This window comes from Kluyvera genomosp. 3 (genome assembly GCF_011765685.1).
Classification (GTDB): domain Bacteria; phylum Pseudomonadota; class Gammaproteobacteria; order Enterobacterales; family Enterobacteriaceae; genus Kluyvera; species Kluyvera georgiana_A.
Genome location: NZ_CP050321.1, coordinates 1,440,549 through 1,463,194 on the forward strand (window position 1 = coordinate 1,440,549; position 22,646 = coordinate 1,463,194).

The window sequence follows — 22,646 nt, forward strand, 5'->3', positions numbered from 1 at the left end:
GTCACCCGGTAATCACGGATTAACCAAGGAATGCTCATGTCTGTAAAAAATGAAAACGCCGCGGCTGGCGACAGCGTTGTGCTGGAACGTCCTGCTGCGGGCGGGGTGTACGCGTCGCTGTTTGAAAAAATCAATCTTAGCCCGGTGTCTGAACTGAGCGCGCTGGATATCTGGCAGGATGCCCAGGCGATGTCGGATGCCACCGCGGATGAACGCCTGACCGCCGGTATGCAGGTGTTTCTGGAATGCCTGACCAAATCGGGTTCACGAGTCGAAAAACTCGATAAAAACCTTATCGATCACCACATCGCTGAACTTGATTACCAGATTAGTCGTCAGTTGGATGCGGTAATGCACCATGAAGAGTTTCAAAAAACGGAAAGCGTCTGGCGCGGTCTGAAGTCACTGGTCGATAAAACGGATTTCCGCCAGAACGTCAAAATCGAACTGCTGGATATGTCGAAAGACGACCTGCGTCAGGATTTCGAAGACAGCCCGGAAATCATTCAGAGCGGCCTGTATAAGCACACCTATATTGACGAATATGACACCCCGGGCGGAGAACCCATCGCCGCGCTGATTTCGGCGTACGAGTTTGACGCCTCGGCGCAGGATGTCGCCCTGCTGCGCAATATCTCGAAAGTGTCCGCTGCCGCCCACATGCCGTTTATCGGGTCCGCCGGGCCGAAATTCTTCCTCAAAGAGTCCATGGAAGAGGTGGCCGCCATTAAAGATATCGGCAATTATTTCGACCGTGCCGAGTATATCAAGTGGAAATCTTTCCGCGAAACGGACGACTCCCGCTATATCGGCCTGGTGATGCCGCGCGTGCTGGGGCGCCTGCCGTATGGTCCGGATACCGTGCCGGTTCGCAGCTTTAACTATGTGGAAGAAGTGAAGGGGCCGGATCACAATAAATATCTGTGGACCAACGCGTCGTTCGCTTTTGCCGCCAACATGGTGCGCAGTTTCATCAACAACGGCTGGTGCGTGCAAATTCGCGGCCCGCAGGCTGGCGGCGCGGTGCAGGATCTGCCTATTCATCTGTATGATCTGGGGACCGGTAATCAGGTTAAAATTCCTTCTGAAGTGATGATCCCGGAAACCCGCGAATTTGAGTTCGCCAACCTCGGATTTATTCCACTTAGCTACTACAAAAACCGCGATTACGCCTGCTTCTTCTCAGCAAACTCGGCCCAAAAACCGGCGCTGTACGATACCGCTGACGCTACCGCGAACAGCCGCATCAATGCCCGTCTGCCGTATATCTTCCTGCTGTCGCGCATCGCGCACTACCTGAAGCTCATTCAGCGCGAAAATATCGGTACCACCAAAGACCGTCGTCTGCTGGAGCTGGAGCTCAATACCTGGGTTCGAAGTCTGGTCACCGAAATGACCGATCCGGGCGACGAACTGCAAGCTTCTCACCCGCTGCGTGACGCCAAAGTGGTGGTGGAAGATATCGAGGACAACCCAGGCTTCTTCCGCGTGAAGCTGTATGCGATCCCGCACTTCCAGGTAGAAGGGATGGACGTGAATTTGTCGCTGGTTTCCCAGATGCCGAAGGCTAAATCGTAACCGAAGGCAGGAAGCTGATGAAAACGGAACAACCGTTATGGGGCAGGGGCGTTATGGTCTCTCCCCAGCACTTCCAGCAACAGGCCGCGTATGCGGCCTGGTCTGCCGAAGGTATTGCCCGGATGGGCCTGTCTCAGCCTTGGGGCGTGATTCATGTTGCTTTCGAAACGGATACGCTAAAGCTGGGGCGCCTGCAGGCCAGCCATTTACACGTGCGTTTCCAGGACGGCACGCTGATCGACACGGACAATGCTGACGCCTTACCGCCGACGTTGACGCTCGACCACGAATCACATGAGGTGATTGTGGTTCTGGCCCTGCCGCTGTTGCGGGCGAACGGCGGTAATTGCCTGAAACCGGAAGAGGTGGCCGAGCGGCCAGTCCGTTTTCGTCAGCGCTGGCACGATGTCCGCAATACGTTTGGTGACGATACCCGCCAGATTGCGGTCATGCAGCCGGAGCTGACCCTGCGTTTTGCCCATCAAAACAACAGTGATTACCTGACATGTGCGGTTGCCCGTTTGCGACAAGACTCGCAGGGCGGTTGGGTGATGGATGAGGCGTTTCTTCCGCCTCTGCTGACGCTGCAGGGCAGCCGTTGGCTGGTATTACAGCTTGAACAACTGATGACGCAGCTGCGCGCCAGGCTCAGTCGCCTGATGGCCATGCGCCGGGAAAGTAACGAACGCATGGCCGATTTCGCCGTGGCGGACGTTTCGCTATTTTGGCTGCTTAACGCCCTGAACAGCGCGGAGCCCGTGCTTGGGCAGTTTCAGCGCAACCTGCAAAATCCCCCGGAGCGGCTATATCCGGAGCTTGCCCGCCTTGCCGGTAGTCTGCTGACTTTTTCACTGGAGCATCAGGTTAGCGCCATTCCCGCCTGGCACCATGAGCAGCTAAATCAGGTGTTCCCGCCGCTGTTTGATCTCCTGAGCGACCTGCTGGAAGCCAGCCTGCCGTCGCGCGTGGTAGCAATTGAGCTTGAATATGATGCGCGGCTTCACTTCTGGCAGGCTCGCCTGCACGACCCCCGCCTGCGCGAAGAGGCGGATTACTACCTCTCTGTGCGATCGCCGATGCCGGTGGCGCAGTTGCAGGAGCAGTTCCCGCGTCAATGCAAAGTCGGCAGCCCCGATCACGTCAGGAGCATAGTGAACTCATCGCGCGTTGGCGTGCCGCTTACGCCGCTACGTCATGTGCCTGCGGCTATTCCGCTGCGTCTGGAAAATCAGTATTTCAGTCTTGATGTGACCCATCCTTTGGCAGCCGAAATGCTGCAGAGCGGTTGCTGCATGTTTTACGTTCCGGGGATGCTCGGCGAGCCTGAACTTGAACTCTTTGCGGTATTAAGAACATGAATGAGCATAAACACGGAAAAGCCGCGCCTATTGATATCGACGGCCTTCTGCAGGACACCTGGCTGCAGGTCATTAGTTTGCGCTATGGCCCGATTTTTCAGGAAGGCGAAGGACGCTTGTTGTGGGAGCGCTGTGTCGCCGACGTGGAGCGCGTCCAGCGTGAGCTTAAAGCCAGTGGGCTGGATGAGGCAAGCTGCCAGCACATCCTGACCGCGCAGTGCGCCCTGCTTGATGAAACGGTCAAAGGCCGAGGCGTCGACGATGACGCCTGCGTGCAGTGGTATGACATTCCCCTGCAGGGGCGTTTCCTCGGCACCATGGATGCCGGTGATACGCTGTGCGAGCGGATGCGCGAGGTTCTGCATGAGCCGGCCCCCGAGACGGCGGTGGTGACCTGTTTCCAGCGGGTGATGATGCTGGGTTTTCTCGGTCATTACCGTTCGTTGAACGATCCGGAGCGGCAAAAACTGGTTGAGGCGCTCAGCGAACGCGTTGCGCCATTTAGCTATCCGCAGACGCATCCCGTGCTGGCGGAGTGCCAAAACGGGTGGAATCTGGGCGGCTGGCTGGCGTCGTGGCCTGTGCGTATTGCGTTAAGCGCTGTTGTTGTCGCCGCGCTCTGGTGGGGGCTGGATCATTGGCTTAATCAAACGCTGTTAACCCTGCTGCCGGGAGCGGTGCAATGAGTCCTGCACAACGGCGCGGGCTGGTTCTCTGGGCTGTGGTGCTATGCGCCGCGGTGAGCCTGTTTTTTTTGCCGGTTAACCGGTGGATTTCCGTTCTGCTTCTGCTGGTGATTTTCGGCCTGACGGCGACGTTTTGGGTGATGACTCGCCGCCGTCATCAGGATGAACTCATGCTGCGTCTTGAGAACCTGCCGGAAGCGGCATACCGCCAGCCTGTCGTCCTGGTTTGTGGCGATCTGCCGCTCTCCTGGTCGCAGCCCTCGCAGGTGTTGACCGTAACGCAGGGCTGCTGGATTCGGGTTGAAGAGCATCAGGAGCTTGAGCAGGTCGCGCGTGAGCTGCTAAGACAGCGTCCCGACTGGGGACGCCAGCTGTCGGTCATGGTCAGCGTCTGCCCGCAAAAACATGCAGACAGCGAAGCACTGACCAGCCGCCTGTTATCGCTGCGTTGGCAAATTAGTCAGTTGCGTAAGACGTCCGGCCACGATGTGCCGCTGGTGCTCAATGCTCAGGTGGGTAGCGCCATGGTGGACGATATGCTCTGGCAGGCCGCTATTCCGGATGAAGGGGTGAGGATTTGGCGGGCTGCTGCTGCCCCAAGCTCCATTGCCGCGTGGGTCAGTACCGGCGGGGCAATCGCCATGCAGCAGCAGGTCTTGATGAACAGCCTGGTGAGCTGGTTTCGTCAGTCGGTCAAATCGGTATTTATCGATGAGAATCCGGATGTTCCGGCTATCGTGCCGACGGCGGTGCTGTGGGGGATTGGCCCCATTGTTGCCGGAAGCCTGGCATCTTCTCTCTGGACTGCCTGGCTTTCTCGCCACACCGCGATGCAGCAGGTTGAAGGCTGGCAGCCCGTGGGCACCGACAGCACCGTACTCTCTCCTTTTCCTGATTTTGTTCTGCCGCTATTGCCGGAAGGCAGAGGCTTAACGCCGCGTGCCCGCACCCGGCGCTGCGCGTTGGGCATCTTCACGCTGGCTACCCTCGCGGCGCTACTCTGCAGCGGCTGGAACAACGATCGGCTATTGCACCGCGTGAGCTTTGATATCGCCCACTATAACGCGATCGCCATGGATAACTTCGGCCCGAAAGCCGATGCCCTTGCCATTCTGCAACAGGATGCCGGGCAGCTTGACGACTGGGCGCGCAATGGCGTGCCGGTCAGACTGAGCCTTGGCCTGTATCAGGGGGAGCGCCTGCGGTTGCCGGTACTGGAGGCGATTCGCACGTATGTGCCGCCGCCCCCGCCGCCCAAACCGCAGCCGAAGCGAAAGCCAATCCCGAAAATTATCCGCCTCGACAGCATGTCGCTGTTCGATTCAGGCAAGTACGACCTTAAATCGGGCTCCACCAAACTGCTGGTCAATTCGCTGGTTGGCATTAAAGCCAAACCGGGCTGGCTGATTGTAGTGGCGGGGCATACCGATAACACCGGTAATCCGCAACTGAACCAAACGCTGTCTCAGAGACGCGCCGAAGCGGTGCGCGACTGGATGCGTGATACCGGCGACGTACCGGAAAGCTGTTTTGCGGTGCAGGGCTACGGTGAAAGCCGTCCGATCGCAACGAATGATACGCCGGAGGGCCGTGCGCTCAACCGCCGTGTCGAAATCAGTCTGGTACCGCAGGCGAACGCCTGTCTGATACCAGGCCAACCCTCAGCGTCATCGCAGGATGATGACGCTTCACAACACAATGGAGAGTAATCCATGGCAATTCCTGTTTATCTTTGGCTGAAAGACGACGGCGGCGCGGACATTAAAGGTTCTGTAGACGTTCAGGATCGTGAAGGCAGTATCGAAGTGGTGGCGCAGGAGCATAACCTGTACATCCCAACCGATAACAATACCGGCAAGCTGACCGGTACGCGTATCCACACCCCGTTCCTGTTCACCAAAGAAATCGACTCTTCCAGCCCGTATTTGTACAAGGCGGTCACGACCGGTCAGACCCTCAAGTCTGCGGAATTCAAGTGGTACAAAATTAACGACGCGGGTCAGGAAGTGGAGTACTTCAACACCAAACTTGAGAACGTGAAAGTGGTGAAAGTGAATCCTGTGATGCACGACATCAAGAATCCTTCTTTCGAGAAGCACAATCACCTCGAGCAGATTGAACTGCGTTACGAAAAAATCACCTGGACCTACAAAGACGGCAACATCATTCATTCCGATTCCTGGAACGAACGCGCCACCGCGTAAGACCGATGCGGACAGTTTCGCTGTCCGCAGTTTTTTGCTGAGCGCCTGTCCTGACAGGCATTGAGCAAAGAATCACACAATCTGCCTGCCTGACCTGATGCGCTTTGGGTGCCTTATTAAAAGGGAAAGCGAAGGGCGGTAGCGTGCCCGGGAATCATCAAGAGAGAGAAAAATGGAAAACTCAGCCGTCCTGTTACGTCGCCTCAATCCTTACTGCGCCCGCGCGCTGGAAGGGGCCGCTTCCTTGTGTCAGACCCGCGCGCATGCTGAAATCCTGCCGGAGCACTGGCTGCTGAAACTGCTGGAGCAGGGCGAAGGCGACATCACTGTGCTGGCTCGCCGTTACGAATGGGACATGGACGACATGTGGCAGGCGCTGCTGGGCTGGCTGGACGCGCTGCCGCGCTCGGTGCGCCAACGTCCGCAGCTCTCCGACGCACTTAACGCGCTCTTAAAACAGGCGTGGATGGCCGCTTCTTTGCAGGGCGAGGAACACATCCGCAGTCTGCATCTGCTGATGGCGTTAATTGAAAGCCCAAAACTTGTTCACTGCGATGATTTATGGCCGCTGCTGACGCTGGGTCAGAGCCAGCTTGAGCGCCTGCGCCCGCTGCTGGACGCCCAGTCTGAAGAACGTCCGCAAGCACAGCTCGAAGCCGAACTGGCGCACCCCGCGGGCGACGTAGAATTTGTTGGTCGCCCGGTTGGGGTAAACACTCCGGAGGGCGAGCTGAACCCGGCGCTGCAAAACGCGTTGGATAAATTCACGCTCGACGTCACCGCCAAAGCCAAAGAGGGCAAAATCGACCCGGTATTTGGGCGCGATACGGAGATCCGCCAGATGGTGGATATTCTCTCCCGTCGCCGCAAGAACAATCCGATTCTGGTTGGCGAACCCGGCGTCGGCAAAACTGCGCTGGTGGAAGGACTCGCGCTACGTATTGCCGAAGGCAACGTGCCGGAGTCCCTCAAACCTGTGATTTTGCGTACGCTCGACCTCGGCCTGCTGCAGGCGGGCGCGGGTGTGAAGGGCGAATTCGAACAGCGCCTGAAAAACGTGATTGATGCGGTGCAGCAGTCTCCGGTGCCCATCTTGCTGTTTATCGATGAAGCGCACACCATTATTGGCGCTGGCAACCAGGCCGGCGGCGCGGATGCCGCTAACCTGCTGAAACCTGCGCTGGCGCGCGGCGAACTGCGCACTATCGCCGCCACAACCTGGAGCGAGTACAAGCAGTACTTCGAGCGCGACGCCGCTCTGGAGCGCCGCTTCCAGATGGTGAAAGTGGACGAGCCGGATGATGATACCGCCTGCCTGATGCTCCGCGGTTTGAAATCACGCTATGCCGAACACCACAATGTGCATATTACCGACGACGCGGTTCGCGCCGCCGTCACGCTCTCCCGCCGCTACCTGACTGGCCGCCAGTTGCCGGATAAAGCTGTTGACCTGCTCGATACTGCCGCGGCCCGCGTACGCATGAGCCTGGACACGGTGCCGGAGCAGCTAACCCGCATCCGGGCGCAAATCACCGCCCTTGAAATCGAGAAACAGGCGCTGCTGGAAGATATTGCTGTTGGCAATCAATACCACGGAGAACGCCTGCCGGTGATTGAGCGCGAAGAAAACACGCTTGTTGCGGCGCTTGAAGCCCTGGAAAGTCAGTACGACCTTGAGCTTCAACTGACTGAGCAACTGCTTGAAAGCCGCCGGGATATCTCGCGCCAGAGCGAAACGCATCGCCTTCAGCAAGCGCTCAACGATATGCAGCGCAGTGACCCGCTGTTGTCGGTGGATGTGGACATCCGCACCGTCGCCAATGTGATTGCCGACTGGACCGGCGTGCCGCTCTCCTCGCTGATGAAGGATGAACAGAGCGAACTGCTGAGCCTGGAAAAGGAAATCGGCAAGCGCGTGGTCGGGCAGGATGTCGCGCTGACCGCTATCGCCCAGCGGCTGCGCGCCGCTAAGACCGGCCTGACATCGGAGAACGGTCCGCAGGGCGTATTCCTGCTGGTTGGCCCAAGCGGCGTCGGTAAAACGGAAACCGCGCTGGCGCTGGCCGATGTGATGTACGGCGGCGAGAAGTCGCTAATTACCATCAATCTGTCTGAATACCAGGAGCCGCACACCGTATCCCAACTGAAAGGATCGCCTCCCGGCTATGTTGGTTACGGTCAGGGCGGCATCCTCACCGAAGCCGTGCGTAAGCGCCCCTACAGCGTGGTGCTGCTCGACGAAGTGGAAAAAGCGCATCGCGATGTGATGAACCTGTTTTATCAGGTGTTCGACCGCGGCTTTATGCGCGACGGTGAAGGGCGTGAAATCGACTTCCGTAACACGGTGATTCTGATGACCTCGAACCTCGGCAGCGACCCGCTGATGCAACTGCTGGCGGAAAGCCCGGAAGCCAGCGAAGGCGAACTGCACGAATTGCTGCGGCCAATTCTGCGTGACCACTTCCAGCCTGCGCTGTTGGCCCGCTTCCAGACGGTAATTTATCGCCCGCTAGCGGAAACAGCGATGCGTACCATTGTCGAGATGAAACTGGGGCAGGTAAGCCAGCGTCTGCATCGTCATTATGGGCTGACGACGCATATCGACAGCACGCTGTTTGATGCCTTGACCGCCGCCTGCCTGCTGCCGGATACCGGCGCGCGTAACGTTGACAGCCTGCTTAACCAGCAGATCCTGCCGGTGCTGAGCCAGCAGTTGCTGGCGCATATGGCCGCCAAACAAAAACCGCAGTCGCTGACCCTGAGCTGGAGTGAAGAAGAGGGGATTGCGCTGGAATTTGCACAGCCTGAAGGAGGGCGCGTATGAGCATGAGCCTGCCGATATTGTTCAGCCATAATCACCATCTGCTGGTGGTCAAAGGCTGTGAGTCCGCCCTCGACGTGCTGGCGTTTGAAGGCGACGAAGCGCTGAGCACGCCGTTTCGCTACCGTATCGAGTTCACCAGCCCCGACCATGCCATCAGCAAAGAGACTATGCTGATGAAAGACGCGTCGCTGACGCTGCAGGCCCCGGTCGACCAGGGTTTTGGCATTAAAATTCAGCAGCCGGTGCGGGTGATTCAGGGAGTGGTTACCGGTTTCGAACGTCTTCGCACCTCGAAGGATCAAACCCACTACGCCCTGACGTTGCAGCCGCGTCTGGCGCTGCTCGACCGCTCGCACCAGAACGCGATTTACCAGGATATGTCGGTCCCGCAAATCGTCGAGAAAATTCTCCGCGAGCGTCACAACATGCGCGGACAGGATTTCCTGTTTTCGCTAACCAAAGAGTACCCGCGCCGTGAGCAGGTAATGCAGTACGGCGAGGACGATCTGCACTTTATCACCCGCCTGCTGGGCGAGGTGGGCGTCTGGTTTCGTTTCACCACCGACACGCGCCTGAACATTGACGTGGTGGCGTTTTATGACGGTCAGCAGGGCTATGAGAAGGGGCTGACGCTGCCGTCGATTCCACCGTCAGGGCAGCATTCGCAGGGTGTGGACGCGGTGTGGGGGATGGAGTGCCATCACCAGGTCGTACAAAAGCAGGTCAGCACCCGCGATTATAATTACCGTCAGGCCACGGAAAACATGAACACGCGAGTGGATGCCACCCGCGGCGACGATACCACTTACGGCGACGCCTATCACTACGCGGATAACTATCTGACGCCGGGCAGCGCCTATGACCGCAACCCAGCGCCGGAGTCCGGGGCGTTTTACGCCCGTATCCGCCATGAGCGCTATCTGAACGGCCAGACCCAGGCTCAGGCGCTCACCAGTTGCCCGACCCTCTCGCCGGGACAGGTGCTGAAAGTGACCGGCGGCTATGAAGTGGCGGAGGTGTTTACAGCAGGTGTGGTGGTGACGTCGATGCACTGCCATGCCCGTCGCGATACAGACTTTGGTGTGTTGTTTAACGGCATCCCTGACAGCGCCGATTTCAGCTTCCGCCCGCAGCCCGGCGCCCGCCCGGTGATGGCCGGCACGCTCCCGGCTCGCGTCACCAGCACCACGGAAAACGACACCTACGGGCATATCGATAAAGACGGCCGCTACCGCGTCAACATGCTGTTTGACCGGGACAACTGGGAAACCGGCTTCGAGAGCCTGTGGATACGCCAGTCGCGCCCGTACGCCGGCGACACCTACGGCCTGCACCTTCCACTGCTGGCGGGCACCGAAGTGGCGATTGGTTTTGAGGACGGCAACCCGGACAGACCGTATATCTCCGGAGTCCTGCACGACTCGGCGCACGGCGACCACGTCACCATCCGCAACTATAAACGTAACGTGCTGCGCACCCCGGCGAACAACAAAATCCGCCTCGATGACGAGCGCGGGAAAGAGCATATCAAGGTCAGCACGGAGTACGGTGGGAAGAGTCAGCTCAATCTCGGGCACCTGGTTGACAGTGAGAAGCAGAAGCGGGGCGAGGGGTTTGAGCTTCGCACGGATAGCTGGGGGGCGATACGGGCGCAGAAGGGGATTTTTATCAGTGCTGACGGGCAGAGCGCGGCACAGGGGCAGGTGCTGGAGATGGCTTCGGCTATCAGCCTCCTGAAAGGTGCGGTGAATCAGGTCGCCGGATGGGGAAGCGTGACACAGACGCACCACAATGTCTCCCCGACAGTTGATCCTCTCAGCAAACTTGCGAGTGGAGCCAGCGAGCTCAAAGACCCAACACTGCTGATGTCGGCACCAAACGGCGTTGCCAGCGTCACCCCGGAAGCCGCGTTATTGTACAGTGGAAAAGGGCTTTATCTCCAGAGTCTGGGGGAAGTCAATATCAGTGCAGGACAGCGATACTCGGTCAATGCGGAGCAGGCGATATCCTTTTTGTCTCGTCAGGAAGGGATACGTTTGGTGTCAGGGAAAGGGCCTCTGGATGTGGAGTCGCACGGCGACGTACTTTCCGTGACGGCGCTAAAGGATGTTACCGTGCAGTCAACACAGGGGCATCTGCAGTTAACGGCAAAAAATGGCATCACGCTTGCCTGCGGAGGCGCATATATCCAGCTCACGCCAGCGGGTGAGGTGAAGGTGCACGGACCAGGTCTGCTCAGCCTGAAGGGGCAGCATAAATGGGAGGGGCCAGCGAGCCAGGATTATCCGCTGCCTGAATTACCTTCGTCAGTGTGTAAAGAGTGTTTGAAAAAAGCGCAGGAACTCGCGCAGGGTTTTGTGCCAAGGGAGGCATAATTGATGGAGAACAGCACAACCGACTGGCTAAACAAGCTTCAGCAGACATACGCCGAAATTGAAATGAACCACCTGGATTTTATTATCGATCAGTGTGGCATCGATTTTTCAGTTATTCCGGTGCTGCAGGAGTTTTCTTCTCATCTAAAATGGCAGTCTCTCTACAAGGGGCTGCCGGAGGACGCTTTATCAGAAGACGCTCCTCTGCTGGTACGAATGACGCTCAACGATCCACAACAAAACCAGTGGCTTAGTGAGTTAGCTCAGAAAGTCCAGAAAACAGCGCCATTGATGGTGATCTGTTCACAGTGGCCCTTTTCGGCGTTAGCGGAATGGTTAACGGACTGCGTTGATGCTACCCACGAAGGACGTGCCGGTTTATTTCGATACTTTGATGCCCGCATTTTCCCTTTTCTGTTCTCCGACATTCTGACGCAAGAGCAGCAGGTTCAACTGCAACGACCTGCGTTGTTCTGGAGTTGGCTCGATCTTGACGGGAAGCCCGCTCTGTTGATGGGCAACGGTTCACTGCCAGGGAAAAGTGAAAAATGCCAAAAAGTCACATTCAGTGATAACCAGTTTGAGCGGCTGATGTGCCTCTGCGATGTAAAGCTATTACTGCGCTATCAAAACATCCCGGAAGCCTGGTTCGAGTCCCTCGAAGAACGGTTTTCCGCCTGTTTCAGGGCCATGGTCGCTGCGACGGACAAAAGAATCCTACTGGATAAAGAGCGCGAAGCATGGGTTGTCAAAACACTGGAATCGCGCCAGTAGAGCGGTTCCTGTTATCGGCAAATGTGGAAGGCCAACCAAAAGGATAATCGGGATGAAGATAATAACCTGCAGCGTATTACTGGGTATTTTTTTACTGACTGGGTGTAGCCAGCCAAAGGCGGAAGCCCGGGCGCAAAGCGGTGGAGCAGGGACGATAGAAGCCATTAACCATACCAAATGGGCGATTAACCATTTCAGCGTTAACGGGCAGTCGGGTATTGATGCGATTGGACCTTTTGATGGCGGTGGTGGTGGGTGTTGTTATGGTGTACCAGCAGTATGGAGACCGGGCATGACAGTCAGAGTTGACTGGGAAAGCAGTGAGGCGTCTACAGAGGGATTCCCGGGATTTGCTGATTATGAGAAATATAAAGCTTGGGAAAAGAAAATGAGTGCGAATAACAGACTGCATAGCAAAACCGTGCCGCTACCCGATTATACCGGACAGGAGACCTGCGGTATCACGGTGCATTTTCTGCCCTGTGACGATGTGAAAGTAACAACCAGCTGTTTTACCTACGGTAGCCCGTCTTACCCGATTAAACTTCCTCTGGAAATGAAGGAGCCGAAAGTCTGTCCGAAGTAATCAGCGATTGGGGCTGGTATCCGCCTGAATTGTGTGAACCAGTTATTTGACGCGACAGGCAGTCATCGGGATCACGATTTATCACAATGACGAAGATGATTTAATCATGCCAGCCAGTGGCACCGTTAAATCATTTTATCGGTAAATGTGGAAGGCCAACCAAAAGGATAATCAGGATGAAGATAATAACCTGCAGCGCATTACTGGGTATTTTTTTACTGACCGGGTGCAGCCAGCCAAAGGCGGAAGCCCGGGCGCAAAGCGGTGGGACGGGAACAATCCTGGCGATTAACCACACCAAATGGGCAATCAATCATTTCAGCGTTAACGGGCAGTCGGGCATTGATGCGATTGGACCATTTCAGGGTGGGGGGGGAGGATGCTGTTATGGTGTACCTGAAGTATGGCGACCGGGCATGACAGTCAGAGTTGACTGGGAAAGCGGTGAGGCGTCTACAGAGGGATTCCCTGGCTTTACTGATAGAGAAAAGTACAAGGAATGGTTAAAAGAAAAGAGAGCTAATAATAGGGAACATAGCAAAACAGTACCACTACCCGATTATACAGGACAGAAAACTTGCGGCATTACGGTGCATTTTCTGCCCTGTGACGACGTGAAGGTAACCACCAGTTGCTGGTCACCCGCTCATGCTAATTATCCGATTAAGCTTCCTCTGGAAATGAAGGAGCCGAAAGTCTGTCCGAAGTAATCAGCGATTGGGGCTGGTATCCGCCTGAATTGTGTGAACCAGTTATTTGACGCGACAGGCAGTCATCGGGATCACGATTTATCACAATGACGAAGATGATTTAATCATGCCAGCCAGCGGCACCGTTAAATCATTTTATCGGTAAATGTGGAAGGTCAACCAAAAGGAAAATCAGGATGAAGATAATAACCTGCAGCGTATTACTGGGTATTTTTTTACTGACCGGGTGTAGCCAGCCAAAGGCGGAAGCCCGGGTGCAAAGCGGTGGCGCAGGGACAATAGAAGCCATTAACCATACCAAATGGGCGATTAACCATTTCAGCGTTAACGGGCAGTCGGGTATTGATGCGATTGGACCTTTTGACGGCGGTGGTGGTGGGTGTTGTTATGGTGTACCTGCAGTCTGGAAACCCGGAATGACAGTTCGTGTAGATTGGCAGACTGGTGTTGGAACTTCAGAAGGTTTTCCTGGATTCGCTGATCGTGAAAAGTATAAAGCCTGGGAAAGGCAAATTACGGCGCAGAATCGTGAGCATAGTAAAACAGTACCACTACCCGATTATACCGGACAGGAGACCTGCGGTATCACGGTGCATTTTCTGCCCTGTGATGATGTGAAAGTAACAACCAGCTGTTTTACCTACGGTAGCCCGTCTTATCCGATTAAGCTTCCTCTGGAAATGAAGGAGCCGAAAGTATGTCCGAAGTAATCAGCGATTTGGTGTGGTATCCGCCTGAATTTCCGTTGCAGGGGCGTCTACCGTCTCAGGCGGCGATAGTGGGGAAAAATTGTAAGCAGCAAGAGAGCCTCGAACTTTTATACCGTAATATGCTTTGCCAGACCGAAAATAAACGGGTAGCTATGCCGTGCTGTAAGTCATTGCATATTAGTCTTTTTTTTGACGGCACAGGTAACAACCTGAATAACGATCTTTATTTATCTAACCCAAAGCACCCAACCAATATTGCTCGTCTGTTTCGAGCCGCAATCGGCAATGGGACAGTGGGGGGCGTAACCACCTCTGCGGGGTTGCTTGACACTGATTCAAGCCTTAAGGGCAGCTATTACAAATACTATATGCCAGGTGTTGGGACGCCATTTCCGGAAATCAACGATCTGGATTATTCAACTTCGGGACTGGCCTTTGCCAAAATGGGAGAGGACAGAATTAACTGGGCGTTGTTGAGAATTATTGACGCCTTGAAACGCTCTTTGGCTTTTCAAAATGAGGATAGCTGTAAACTTTCAGATGGAGCAACGCGTAACGCCATAAAGAGTATGGCGACTTCGTGGGCTTCATTGGGGTTAACCGGTAGCCATAATCGATACGAAACATTTCAGAATCTGCTGAAAGATTTGTCGGCAGACCTGCAAAAAGCTCTGACGCCTACCGAACCAGGAAAGCCTAAGCTGCTGGGGGTCAAGCTCTATGTTTACGGTTTTTCGCGTGGGGCGGCGGCGGCACGGGCTTTTGTTAACTGGCTCTGCGAGCTGCTGCCAAAACCTGAAGAGGGAAAGGACAGGCCAGAGCAGTGTCTGGCAGTGGGGGCAGTAAAAGTGCCGATAAGCGTTGAGTTCTTGGGGCTGCTGGATACCGTGGCGTCCGTGGGGGTGGCGCATGTCGCGCCGGTGGCGGAAGGGCATATGTCCTGGGCCGATGGTACCCAGGCGTTGCCTGATGAGAAAACTTACGGCGGATTAATTAAGCAATGTGTGCATCTGGTTTCTTCTCACGAGCAGCGGCTCTGTTTTCCATTGGATTCTATTCGTCGCGCTAATGGGAAATATCCGGCAAACAGTAAGGAGGTGGTGTATCCGGGGATGCATTCTGATATTGGTGGGGGGTATCCGCCTGAAGATCAAGGTAAAGCTAATTATATTGATATGAGTGACAGCCAACTACTTTCTCAAATTGCGCTGCATGATATTTACAGTAATGCTTTTAGGGCGGGGGCACCCCTGAAAGTTCCAATTGAGGCGCTCTCTGAAGATTTTAAGAGAGACCGCTGGCGGCAATTACCTCCAGATATTTTGAAAGAATTTAATATAGATACTTCTCTTGTCAACCGCTTCAACGCCTGGCGAGAATTAACACTAAACCTCCCCCCTTCCACCGAAAAAATAACTGACGAACAGGCAGCAGAATATAACCCGCCCAGGGCAACCGTTAGTCTCGAAAAAGCTTTTGAAAATCAGATAGCCTGGATTACCGCGTGGCGAGTCGATCGCTATGCCAAAGGCACAATGCTGGTTACACCATTTTACCAGCGAGCGACGGATAACGATGGGCTGCCAGGGGCGCTGGAAATTTCACGCACAAAACGGGATCTGGAGCAAGGCGCAGTTCAGGCACGGCGCAAGGAAAAAATTGCCAACCAGCCAGCGGATAAGATGGATGAGCTCGTACTGGAGCCCGGCGTCAAGGATTTTGACCCGGATATTGCAAAGACGCAGCTGCAGCAGGCTGCAAAAGAGTTTGGCGAAGACTATCGGCAGCAGCTTCGTAGCCCAACCAGTTTTGGTCAACTGGTGCTAGCGGCAATCCCCCGCAATAGTATTTTCATGCTTAATATCGATGACGGGCCACGAGAGTATGCGCTGATAAAAGCGTCCGCCGAGACGAAAGTCGCGACACTGTTTCCGCCTCTCGGCGAAGCCTCGAATGCGGATACGCCAGCTGGATTGGTCAGAGCGCTGTTTGACGATCAAGTACATGACTCCCGCGCGTGGTTTATGCATTACGCGCTGGGAACGCGCGAGCCTTGGGGCAGCTATTTCCTCTACCGGATGATCTACTTCGGCAAAAATTGCAATAAATCACTCTCTCCATTGACCATTGCCGGGGATGTTGTCGGCGCTGCCACGCTGGTGGGAGGCGTAATCTTCAGTTTCAAACAGAAAGGGACGGCTGCAAAACTGGCTGGTCTCGCGGGTACCGCGGGGCTGTTGTCGCTGGAATCTCAGGCGGTGGATTACCTCACTGGCATGACTATTCCGATGCTGGATAACGCTGATTCGCTAAAAGCATTCACAACCGAGCCCGGTACCGTGACGGCGCAACAGACTGAAAGCATCAATGAGAAACGGCTGACGTTGGCGAAATCGGTTATTCAGTCCGGGTGGCTTGAGCAAGCTCAATCGCTGGTAACAACCTGAGCAGGAGGCATTGAATGAAACAGGTGATTCGTGAGGGCGATAGTCTTCGGGAATATGGCGGTAAGGTGCTGGGTGGGCATTATCTTTGCTTTGGTAAGGGCATTGCCTGTAAAGGCGATGCGGTGAAATGCAACAAACACGGTATGACGGTCATCAGCGAAGGCAGTTCGCTTTCTGAAGTCGATGGACAACCGGTGGCGCTGCACGGGCATCGGTGTGCCTGTGGATGCACGCTGGTAAGTTCGTTCCCTGATTGCGGAATCGCGCAGTGAGGCCGGCTCCAGCCTATCCGCCATACCGAACCCCTCGTATCCCCGATAGTAAACGCTGGTTGTCAGCGTGCGCGTTGCTGGTACTGCTTTGTGGAGGAGGGATGGCGCTCTTGCCCTCTGCAGACCAGGGGGCCAGTAGAATAATGGGAGGGATCCTTGGGGCCATGGCCCTGACGGGCGGTTTGTGGCTTATACGTCAGCTTTATTTTCGTTTATCTGTTCACAATGCCCAGCTTTATGAACAGTTGATTGAGCAGCAGCAACAAATCTGGTGGAAACAGCATCAGCACGTGTTTGCTCTCAGTGAATGGGCGTTACTGGGGCCAGCGGGTGCCGATATTTCACAGTGGGTGCGTTTACTTAAGCGAGAACATCGGCTTCCGGAGGTGAAAAACGAGGCGAACGGAAAGGCGCTGCGTATTTCCCGGACGCTGGTTGACCCGGCAGATGAACGCGAGGCTCAACTGGCAAAAATGTTGGTATTGCAATGGCAAGCGCAAAGAGCAGATAACGTATTGCCCCCGATTGTTCGCTGTTACTGGCAGGGCTCCTTTTCGGCCTGGCGGGTATTTCGCTCACAAATGGGGGTGACATTTCCCGATGCCGTACTGCCGGATGAAGCTAATGTCTGGCGAGGTGAAGAGACTCTTTCGGCCCTCGCCAGCGCCTCCCGCACATTATCGTCTGATGAGGCCATTTTGGTTGCAGGCTGTCATTCGGCGTTAGCCTCATTTAACGCTGTATTGCCCGCTGGGGAATCTGCCGCGCTATGGTTGGTAAGCCAGAAAGGACCAGTCAGCCTAACACGTGGGGAGTTTTACGACAGCGCCGGGGATGAAGCACTAACGGCGGTCTGTGAACGGGCACAGCAGCAAAGCGAGCTTGAAGACCCCCCCGATTATTGCCTGTTGTTCTCCCAGCCTGAATTGCCAGCACTGGCGCAATGTGGCTGGAATGTGACCCACCATATACAGGATCTCAACTGGGGCAATCCCGGTGATATGGAGATGCTGACGGTGCTTACACTGGCCGCTATTTGCGCAAGCCATCATCAAGAACCCTGCGGCTGGATAGCCAAAGACTTACAACACACTCTCGCACTTGGGATCGTTAAACCATATGGTCAAGGATAATAAACCCGCTGAATTTTCTGTATTCCCTACAGCGTTGTTGTTTATTGCCACCGTGACGCTGCTTGTTTTATCTGGCGGTCTATTTTGGTGGTACTGGAGAGAGGATCTTACCTCTGACTGGAATGTTATTCGTCAGATTCTCATGGTCAGTTTCATTCTTTGGACATTAATTCTCAGCCTGCTCGTGCTAGGGCTCATTGCTTTTCGCCTGGCGATTCGCGATAAGGTGATGCGAGAATCCGCTCCTGCTGACATAAACAAGAAAAAAACAACGGACCTGTCATTTTGCAGTGAAATAAGCGGATATTTGCGTCGCCGTTATGGCTGGCGCTGGCCTCGCAAAACCCGCCTCCTGCTCATCACCGGCGATGAAACCGCTATCGAAAAACTGGTCCCTGGCCTGCAGTCCCTGCAGTGGCTTGAAGGCAACCGTACGGTACTTATCTATGGCGGCAGTCTGCACACCGAGCCTGATACAGCAATGTTTACCGCGCTACGCAAGCTGCGTCGGGGCCGCCCGTTGGATGGCATCGTACGTGTGCTCCCGGCTTCCGCGAGTCTGACTCCGCAGATTAGCGACAGCGATCTGCGCGGGCTTGAGAAAATCAGTGAGCTTTTGCGTTATTCCGCCCCAGTTTGGCTGTGGCAACTTTGCGACAGCAACTGGTCGCAGGCGCAACGCATTGAGCAGGCGGTGGGGGCCTGTTTCCCTCCACGGGCGGGCGACGACGAGATAACTCGCCAGCTTGAAGCTTTGCTAAAGCCACTGCGAGAGCAGGGCGTGGGGCAGATGGTGGAAAATAACCGCCACGATTTTCTGCTGCGTTTGGGCCAGCATTTGCAGGCGGGGGGGATTGGTCGTTGGGTTCAGCAATTACACCCGTGGCTGCATTACGCACAACAGCGCGTTGTGCTGCGCGGGCTGATGTTCAGTTTGCCGTCATCGGCGGGGCAAACGGCGTCGGGTACTGAGTCGTTTATTCCGGAATCGCAGCGTCATTCCCTGACCTTGCCGGAGAGCTGGCAGGGTGTTGTCAGCGACTGCGCTCGCCTGCGCGGCCGTCGTGTGGGTATGCCGTGGGAGCAGACGCTCGCATGGTCATTGATGGCGGTTGTGGGGCTGTGGGGCGCGGGGCTGCTGCTCTCTTTCGCGCTGAACTATAGCCAGATCGTCTCGGTTGCGGATAAAGCTCGCACGTTGGTTGATCATCCTTCCGTATCGGATTATCAACTGACAGCATTGCACGAACTGCGTAACGACGCCGGGCGTTTACAGCATCATATTGCGCAGGGCGCGCCGTGGTATCAGCGCTTTGGGCTTGATCATAATCAGCCGCTGTTAAATGCCATGCTGCCGTGGTACGGCGTGGCAAACAACCGCCTGATTCGCGACCCGGCTAACATCGCGCTCACGGAAAAGCTAACGGCGCTGGTCAACTCGGCGCCGGGCAGCGATCGCCGCGCACATCTGGCAAAACCCGGTTATGACCAGCTGAAAGCCTGGCTAATGATGGCGCGCCCGGATAAAGCCGACGGCGGCTTTTATGCGCAGACAATGAAAACCGTGCAGCCAAAGCGGGTGGGAATCTCAACCGGCCTGTGGCAGAGCCTGTCACCGGATCTGTGGGCCTTCTACATCTCCGAACTGTCAAAGCAGCCGCAGTGGCAGATCACGCCTGATGCGGCGCTCGTCAGCGAAAACCGTCAGGTGCTATTACAGCAAATAGGCCATCGCAACGCAGAAAGTACGCTGTATCAAAATATGCTGGCCTCCGTACGGCGTAATTTTGCCGATGTCTCACTTGAGGATATGACCAGCGGTACCGATGCCAGCCGTCTGTTTACCACGCATGAAGTGGTACCGGGGATGTTCACCCGTCAGGCGTGGGAAGGGGGGATACAGCAAGCGATTGATAAAGCGGCCAGTTCGCGCCGTGACGAGATTGACTGGGTGCTCAGTGATAGCCGCGGGACCGTCTCTGCCGATCTGTCGCCGGAGGCGCTAAAAGTGCGTCTCACCCAGCGTTACTTCACCGATTTTGCCGGTAGCTGGCTTAATTTTCTCAATAGCCTGCGCTGGAATACGGCGAGCAGCATTGCGGACGTAACCGATCAGTTGACGCTGATGAGCGATGTGCGTCAGTCGCCGCTGATTGCACTGATGAATACCCTGGCCTGGCAGGGACAGACGGGGTTGCAGGGCGAGAAGCTTTCAGACTCGCTCATTCGCTCGGCAAAAGATCTGATCGGCAGCAAAGATAAACCCGTTATCGATCAAACCGCCGCCGGGCCTGAAGGGCCGCTGGAAGGCACATTCGGGCCTCTGTTATCGCTGATGGGTAAAAATAACGCCAGCAATGTGATGTCCGCCGACAGTTCGCTTAGCCTGCAAACCTACCTGACCCGCATCACGCGCGTTCGGCTCCGCCTGCAACAAATCGCCAGTGCGTCCGACCCACAGGAGATGATGCAAACCCTCGCCCAAACGGTGTTTCAGGGGAAAAGCGTTGACCTGACCGACACCCAGCAATATGGCAGCCTGGTCGCCGCAAGCCTGGGCGAAGAGTGGAGCGGATTCGGCAACACGCTGTTTGTACAACCGCTGACTCAAGCCTGGGAAACGGTGCTGCAACCGTCAGCCGCCAGCCTTAACGATCGCTGGAGTCGCTCCGTGGTGGCTAACTGGCGCACGGCTTTCAATGGCCGCTTCCCGTTCGCGGCGAGCAAAAGCGATGCCTCATTGCCAATGCTGGCCGAGTTTATCCGTCAGGACAGTGGCCGCATCGATCGCTTCCTGACCACTCAGCTTAACGGCGTACTGCACAAAGAAGGCAACCAATGGGTGCCTGATAACGCACACAGCCAGGGGCTGAACTTTAACCCTGATTTCCTGCGCGCGGTGAACCAGCTCAGCCAGCTTGCCGATATTTTGTTTACCGACGGCAGCCAGGGGATTAGTTTTGAGCTACAGGCTCGCCCCGCTCCACAGGTGGTGGAAACGCAGCTCACCATTGACGGGCAGCCGCTTCGCTATTTCAACCAGATGGCGGAATGGCACGCTTTTCGCTGGCCGGGGGATACGTTTAAGCCCGGCGCGATGCTGACCTGGACTTCAACTAATGCTGGCACCCGTCTGTTTGGTGATTACAGCGGAACCTGGGGCTTTATTCGCTGGCTGGAGCAGAGTAAACGTCAGCAGTTGGAAAGCAGCCAATGGATGATGAGTTTTACGGCGCCGGATGGCCGCACGCTGCAGTGGGTATTACGCTCGCAGTTGGGTAAAGGTCCGTTGGCGCTGTTGGATCTGCGAGGCTTCACGCTGCCAGACAGAATATTTAGCGTGGATGCCTCTGCCATCGCAGCGGCACAAACTGATGGAGCGGGAGTGGAATAATGGCGACATTACAAAGCGTGCTTCAGGCAAGCGGTGCGGATGAGAGCGCTTTACTGAGCAGCGCGCGCCTACGTAGCGCCGACTGGGAACGCTGGCTGATACCGATTAGCGACGCCCAGCCCACCGGCGAAGACCCGGGTTATGACGATGACTTCCAGCGTATTCGTGAAGAGGTGAACAAACTTTCCGGCATTGATACTGCCCTGATTTGCGAGCTGGCGGAAAAGTTACTGACTGACACCTGTAAAGATTTGCGCGTCATCACTTTCTATATTTGGGCGCGTTTGCATCAGGACGGTGAGTCAGGCCTGGCGCAGGGCATTGAGCTTTTAGCCGCCATGCTGGCGCGTTTTGGCACGGGTTTGCATCCGCATCGTGAGCGGAGCCGGACCATCGCGCTTGAATGGCTCGCCAGCAGCCGGATGACTGATAGCCTGTCGTTATACCCGGAGATGGACACCGCCGTTATGCAGCGTATCGTCGGCGGTCTGCTGCTGGCGGAACAGGCGCTTCGGTCGTTTGGCGATACGGCGCAACCCAATCTCGGCGGGCTGTATCAGGCGTTGGACAATCGCCTGGAGCAAAATGGTGGGGCGAACAGCCTGGTTCCGCAAACCAGCAGGGAGGAGGGGGCGTCGACGGTATCCGCGCCATCGGCCCCGGTCATGAGTGCCATCACTTCGGGGCGCGATCTGCTCGACCAGGCCAAAGTGCTGGCGAAATACCTTCGCGACCAGCCCGACGGCTGGCTTGCCGGGCACCATCTGATGAAAAGCGTTCGCTGGGATACGCTGACGGCGCTGCCGCCGCTGGATGCCAGTGGTCGCACCCGTCTGGCGCCGCCAAAGCCGGACAACAAAGCGCATCTCAAACGCTTATATCTGCAAAAGAGCTGGTCAGAGTTGCTGGAACATACTGATGTTCTGTTTGCGCAGGGGGTGAATCATCTGTGGCTGGACGTGCAGTGGTACGCCTGGCAGGCGCTGATAAAACTGGATAACGACAACGTGCGGGCCGATATTCTTTGCCGCGATCTCAAAGGCCTGCTCTCCCGTTTGCCGGGGCTGGATGCGCTGGCGTTCAGTGACGGCACGCCGTTTGGTGATGAAGTGACGCTGAACTGGATCAACGACAGCGTGCACGATGATATCGCCGAGTGGAAAGAGGGGCCGGTGACTACCGCCACGTCAGGCAATGATGACGTGCTGATGCTGGAGCCGGAAGTGTTAGCTAAAGCCGATGCCGACGGCATTGAAGCGGCGCTCAACTGGCTTCAAATCCAACCGGGGTATACCTCTTCTCGTGACCAATGGCTAATGCGCTTACTGATGGCGAGGGTGAGCGAACAGTACGGTAAGAGTGAATTAGCGCTGCATTTGCTCGGTGAACTGGATGACCGTGCTCGCACGCTGACCCTCGAAAAATGGACGCCGGAGCTGCTCTTCGAGGTCAAAGCTCGCCGCTTAAAGCTGCTGCGTAACAAGGCTGGTCGCAACGAGGCCGATAAAGCTCGCTTGCTGCCTGAAATGGACACGCTGCTTTCCGGCCTGATTGAGTTGGATCCCGCCCGCGCCGCCGTGCTGTGTAGTTGATAA

The 22,646-nt window shown here is 56.0% G+C and carries 16 protein-coding genes; all 16 read left to right on the forward strand.

Features of this window, described 5'->3' with window-relative positions:
* Positions 1-30 precede the first annotated feature (30 nt).
* The 16 genes from tssC to tssA all read left to right on the forward strand — a co-directional run bounded on the left by tssC (position 31) and on the right by tssA (position 22,643).
* The gene (tssC, locus tag GY169_RS06780; RefSeq protein WP_167575303.1) at positions 31-1,578 is read left to right on the forward strand and encodes a type VI secretion system contractile sheath large subunit; all 1,548 of its coding nucleotides are present in this window, start codon (positions 31-33) and stop codon (positions 1,576-1,578) included.
* 14 nt (positions 1,579-1,592) lie between these two features.
* Positions 1,593-2,936 carry a type VI secretion system baseplate subunit TssK gene (gene tssK, locus GY169_RS06785; RefSeq protein ID WP_167577253.1) on the forward strand — a complete coding sequence of 448 codons (1,344 nt, stop codon included), beginning with the start codon at positions 1,593-1,595 and terminating at the stop codon, positions 2,934-2,936.
* The gene (gene tssL / locus GY169_RS06790) at positions 2,933-3,622 is read left to right on the forward strand and encodes a type VI secretion system protein TssL, short form (protein WP_167575304.1); all 690 of its coding nucleotides are present in this window, start codon (positions 2,933-2,935) and stop codon (positions 3,620-3,622) included. The genes tssK and tssL overlap by 4 nt, the downstream gene beginning before the upstream one ends.
* Entirely contained in the window at positions 3,619-5,331 is a 1,713-nt protein-coding gene (locus tag GY169_RS06795) for an OmpA family protein (protein ID WP_167575305.1), read from the forward strand. Before tssL ends, GY169_RS06795 begins: the two co-directional genes overlap by 4 nt.
* 3 nt (positions 5,332-5,334) lie before the next feature.
* Positions 5,335-5,826 carry a type VI secretion system effector Hcp gene (gene hcp / locus GY169_RS06800; protein WP_159378585.1) on the forward strand — a complete coding sequence of 164 codons (492 nt, stop codon included), beginning with the start codon at positions 5,335-5,337 and terminating at the stop codon, positions 5,824-5,826.
* Positions 5,827-5,998: 172 nt separating this feature from the next.
* Positions 5,999-8,650, forward strand: coding sequence for a type VI secretion system ATPase TssH (gene tssH / locus GY169_RS06805; protein ID WP_167575306.1), 2,652 nt, complete (start codon positions 5,999-6,001; stop codon positions 8,648-8,650).
* Between the two features lie 2 nt (positions 8,651-8,652).
* Complete coding sequence (locus GY169_RS06810) at positions 8,653-11,025, forward strand: type VI secretion system Vgr family protein (RefSeq protein ID WP_411908123.1); 2,373 nt, start codon at positions 8,653-8,655, stop codon at positions 11,023-11,025.
* Between the two features lie 3 nt (positions 11,026-11,028).
* Positions 11,029-11,799: a DUF4123 domain-containing protein gene (locus tag GY169_RS06815; RefSeq protein WP_167575308.1), complete on the forward strand. Its 771-nt coding sequence runs from the start codon at positions 11,029-11,031 to the stop codon at positions 11,797-11,799.
* A 52-nt stretch (positions 11,800-11,851) separates the two neighbouring features.
* On the forward strand, positions 11,852-12,385 hold the full coding sequence (locus tag GY169_RS06820) for a DUF3304 domain-containing protein (RefSeq protein ID WP_167575309.1): 534 nt from the start codon (positions 11,852-11,854) through the stop codon (positions 12,383-12,385).
* A 176-nt stretch (positions 12,386-12,561) separates the two neighbouring features.
* Positions 12,562-13,095, forward strand: a complete 534-nt coding sequence (locus tag GY169_RS06825; RefSeq protein ID WP_167575310.1) for a DUF3304 domain-containing protein — start codon at positions 12,562-12,564, stop codon at positions 13,093-13,095.
* A gap of 176 nt (positions 13,096-13,271) precedes the next feature.
* Entirely contained in the window at positions 13,272-13,805 is a 534-nt protein-coding gene (locus GY169_RS06830; RefSeq protein ID WP_167575311.1) for a DUF3304 domain-containing protein, read from the forward strand.
* Positions 13,793-16,252: a T6SS phospholipase effector Tle1-like catalytic domain-containing protein gene (locus tag GY169_RS06835; RefSeq protein ID WP_167575312.1), complete on the forward strand. Its 2,460-nt coding sequence runs from the start codon at positions 13,793-13,795 to the stop codon at positions 16,250-16,252. Before GY169_RS06830 ends, GY169_RS06835 begins: the two co-directional genes overlap by 13 nt.
* Before the next feature lie 14 nt (positions 16,253-16,266).
* On the forward strand, positions 16,267-16,524 hold the full coding sequence (locus GY169_RS06840; protein WP_167575313.1) for a PAAR domain-containing protein: 258 nt from the start codon (positions 16,267-16,269) through the stop codon (positions 16,522-16,524).
* The gene (locus GY169_RS06845; protein ID WP_167575314.1) at positions 16,521-17,657 is read left to right on the forward strand and encodes a hypothetical protein; all 1,137 of its coding nucleotides are present in this window, start codon (positions 16,521-16,523) and stop codon (positions 17,655-17,657) included. The genes GY169_RS06840 and GY169_RS06845 overlap by 4 nt, the downstream gene beginning before the upstream one ends.
* Positions 17,644-21,051 carry an ImcF-related family protein gene (locus GY169_RS06850; RefSeq protein WP_167575315.1) on the forward strand — a complete coding sequence of 1,136 codons (3,408 nt, stop codon included), beginning with the start codon at positions 17,644-17,646 and terminating at the stop codon, positions 21,049-21,051. Before GY169_RS06845 ends, GY169_RS06850 begins: the two co-directional genes overlap by 14 nt.
* On the forward strand, positions 21,051-22,643 hold the full coding sequence (gene tssA / locus GY169_RS06855; protein ID WP_167575316.1) for a type VI secretion system protein TssA: 1,593 nt from the start codon (positions 21,051-21,053) through the stop codon (positions 22,641-22,643). The genes GY169_RS06850 and tssA overlap by 1 nt, the downstream gene beginning before the upstream one ends.
* The last annotated feature ends 3 nt before the right edge of the window (positions 22,644-22,646 follow it).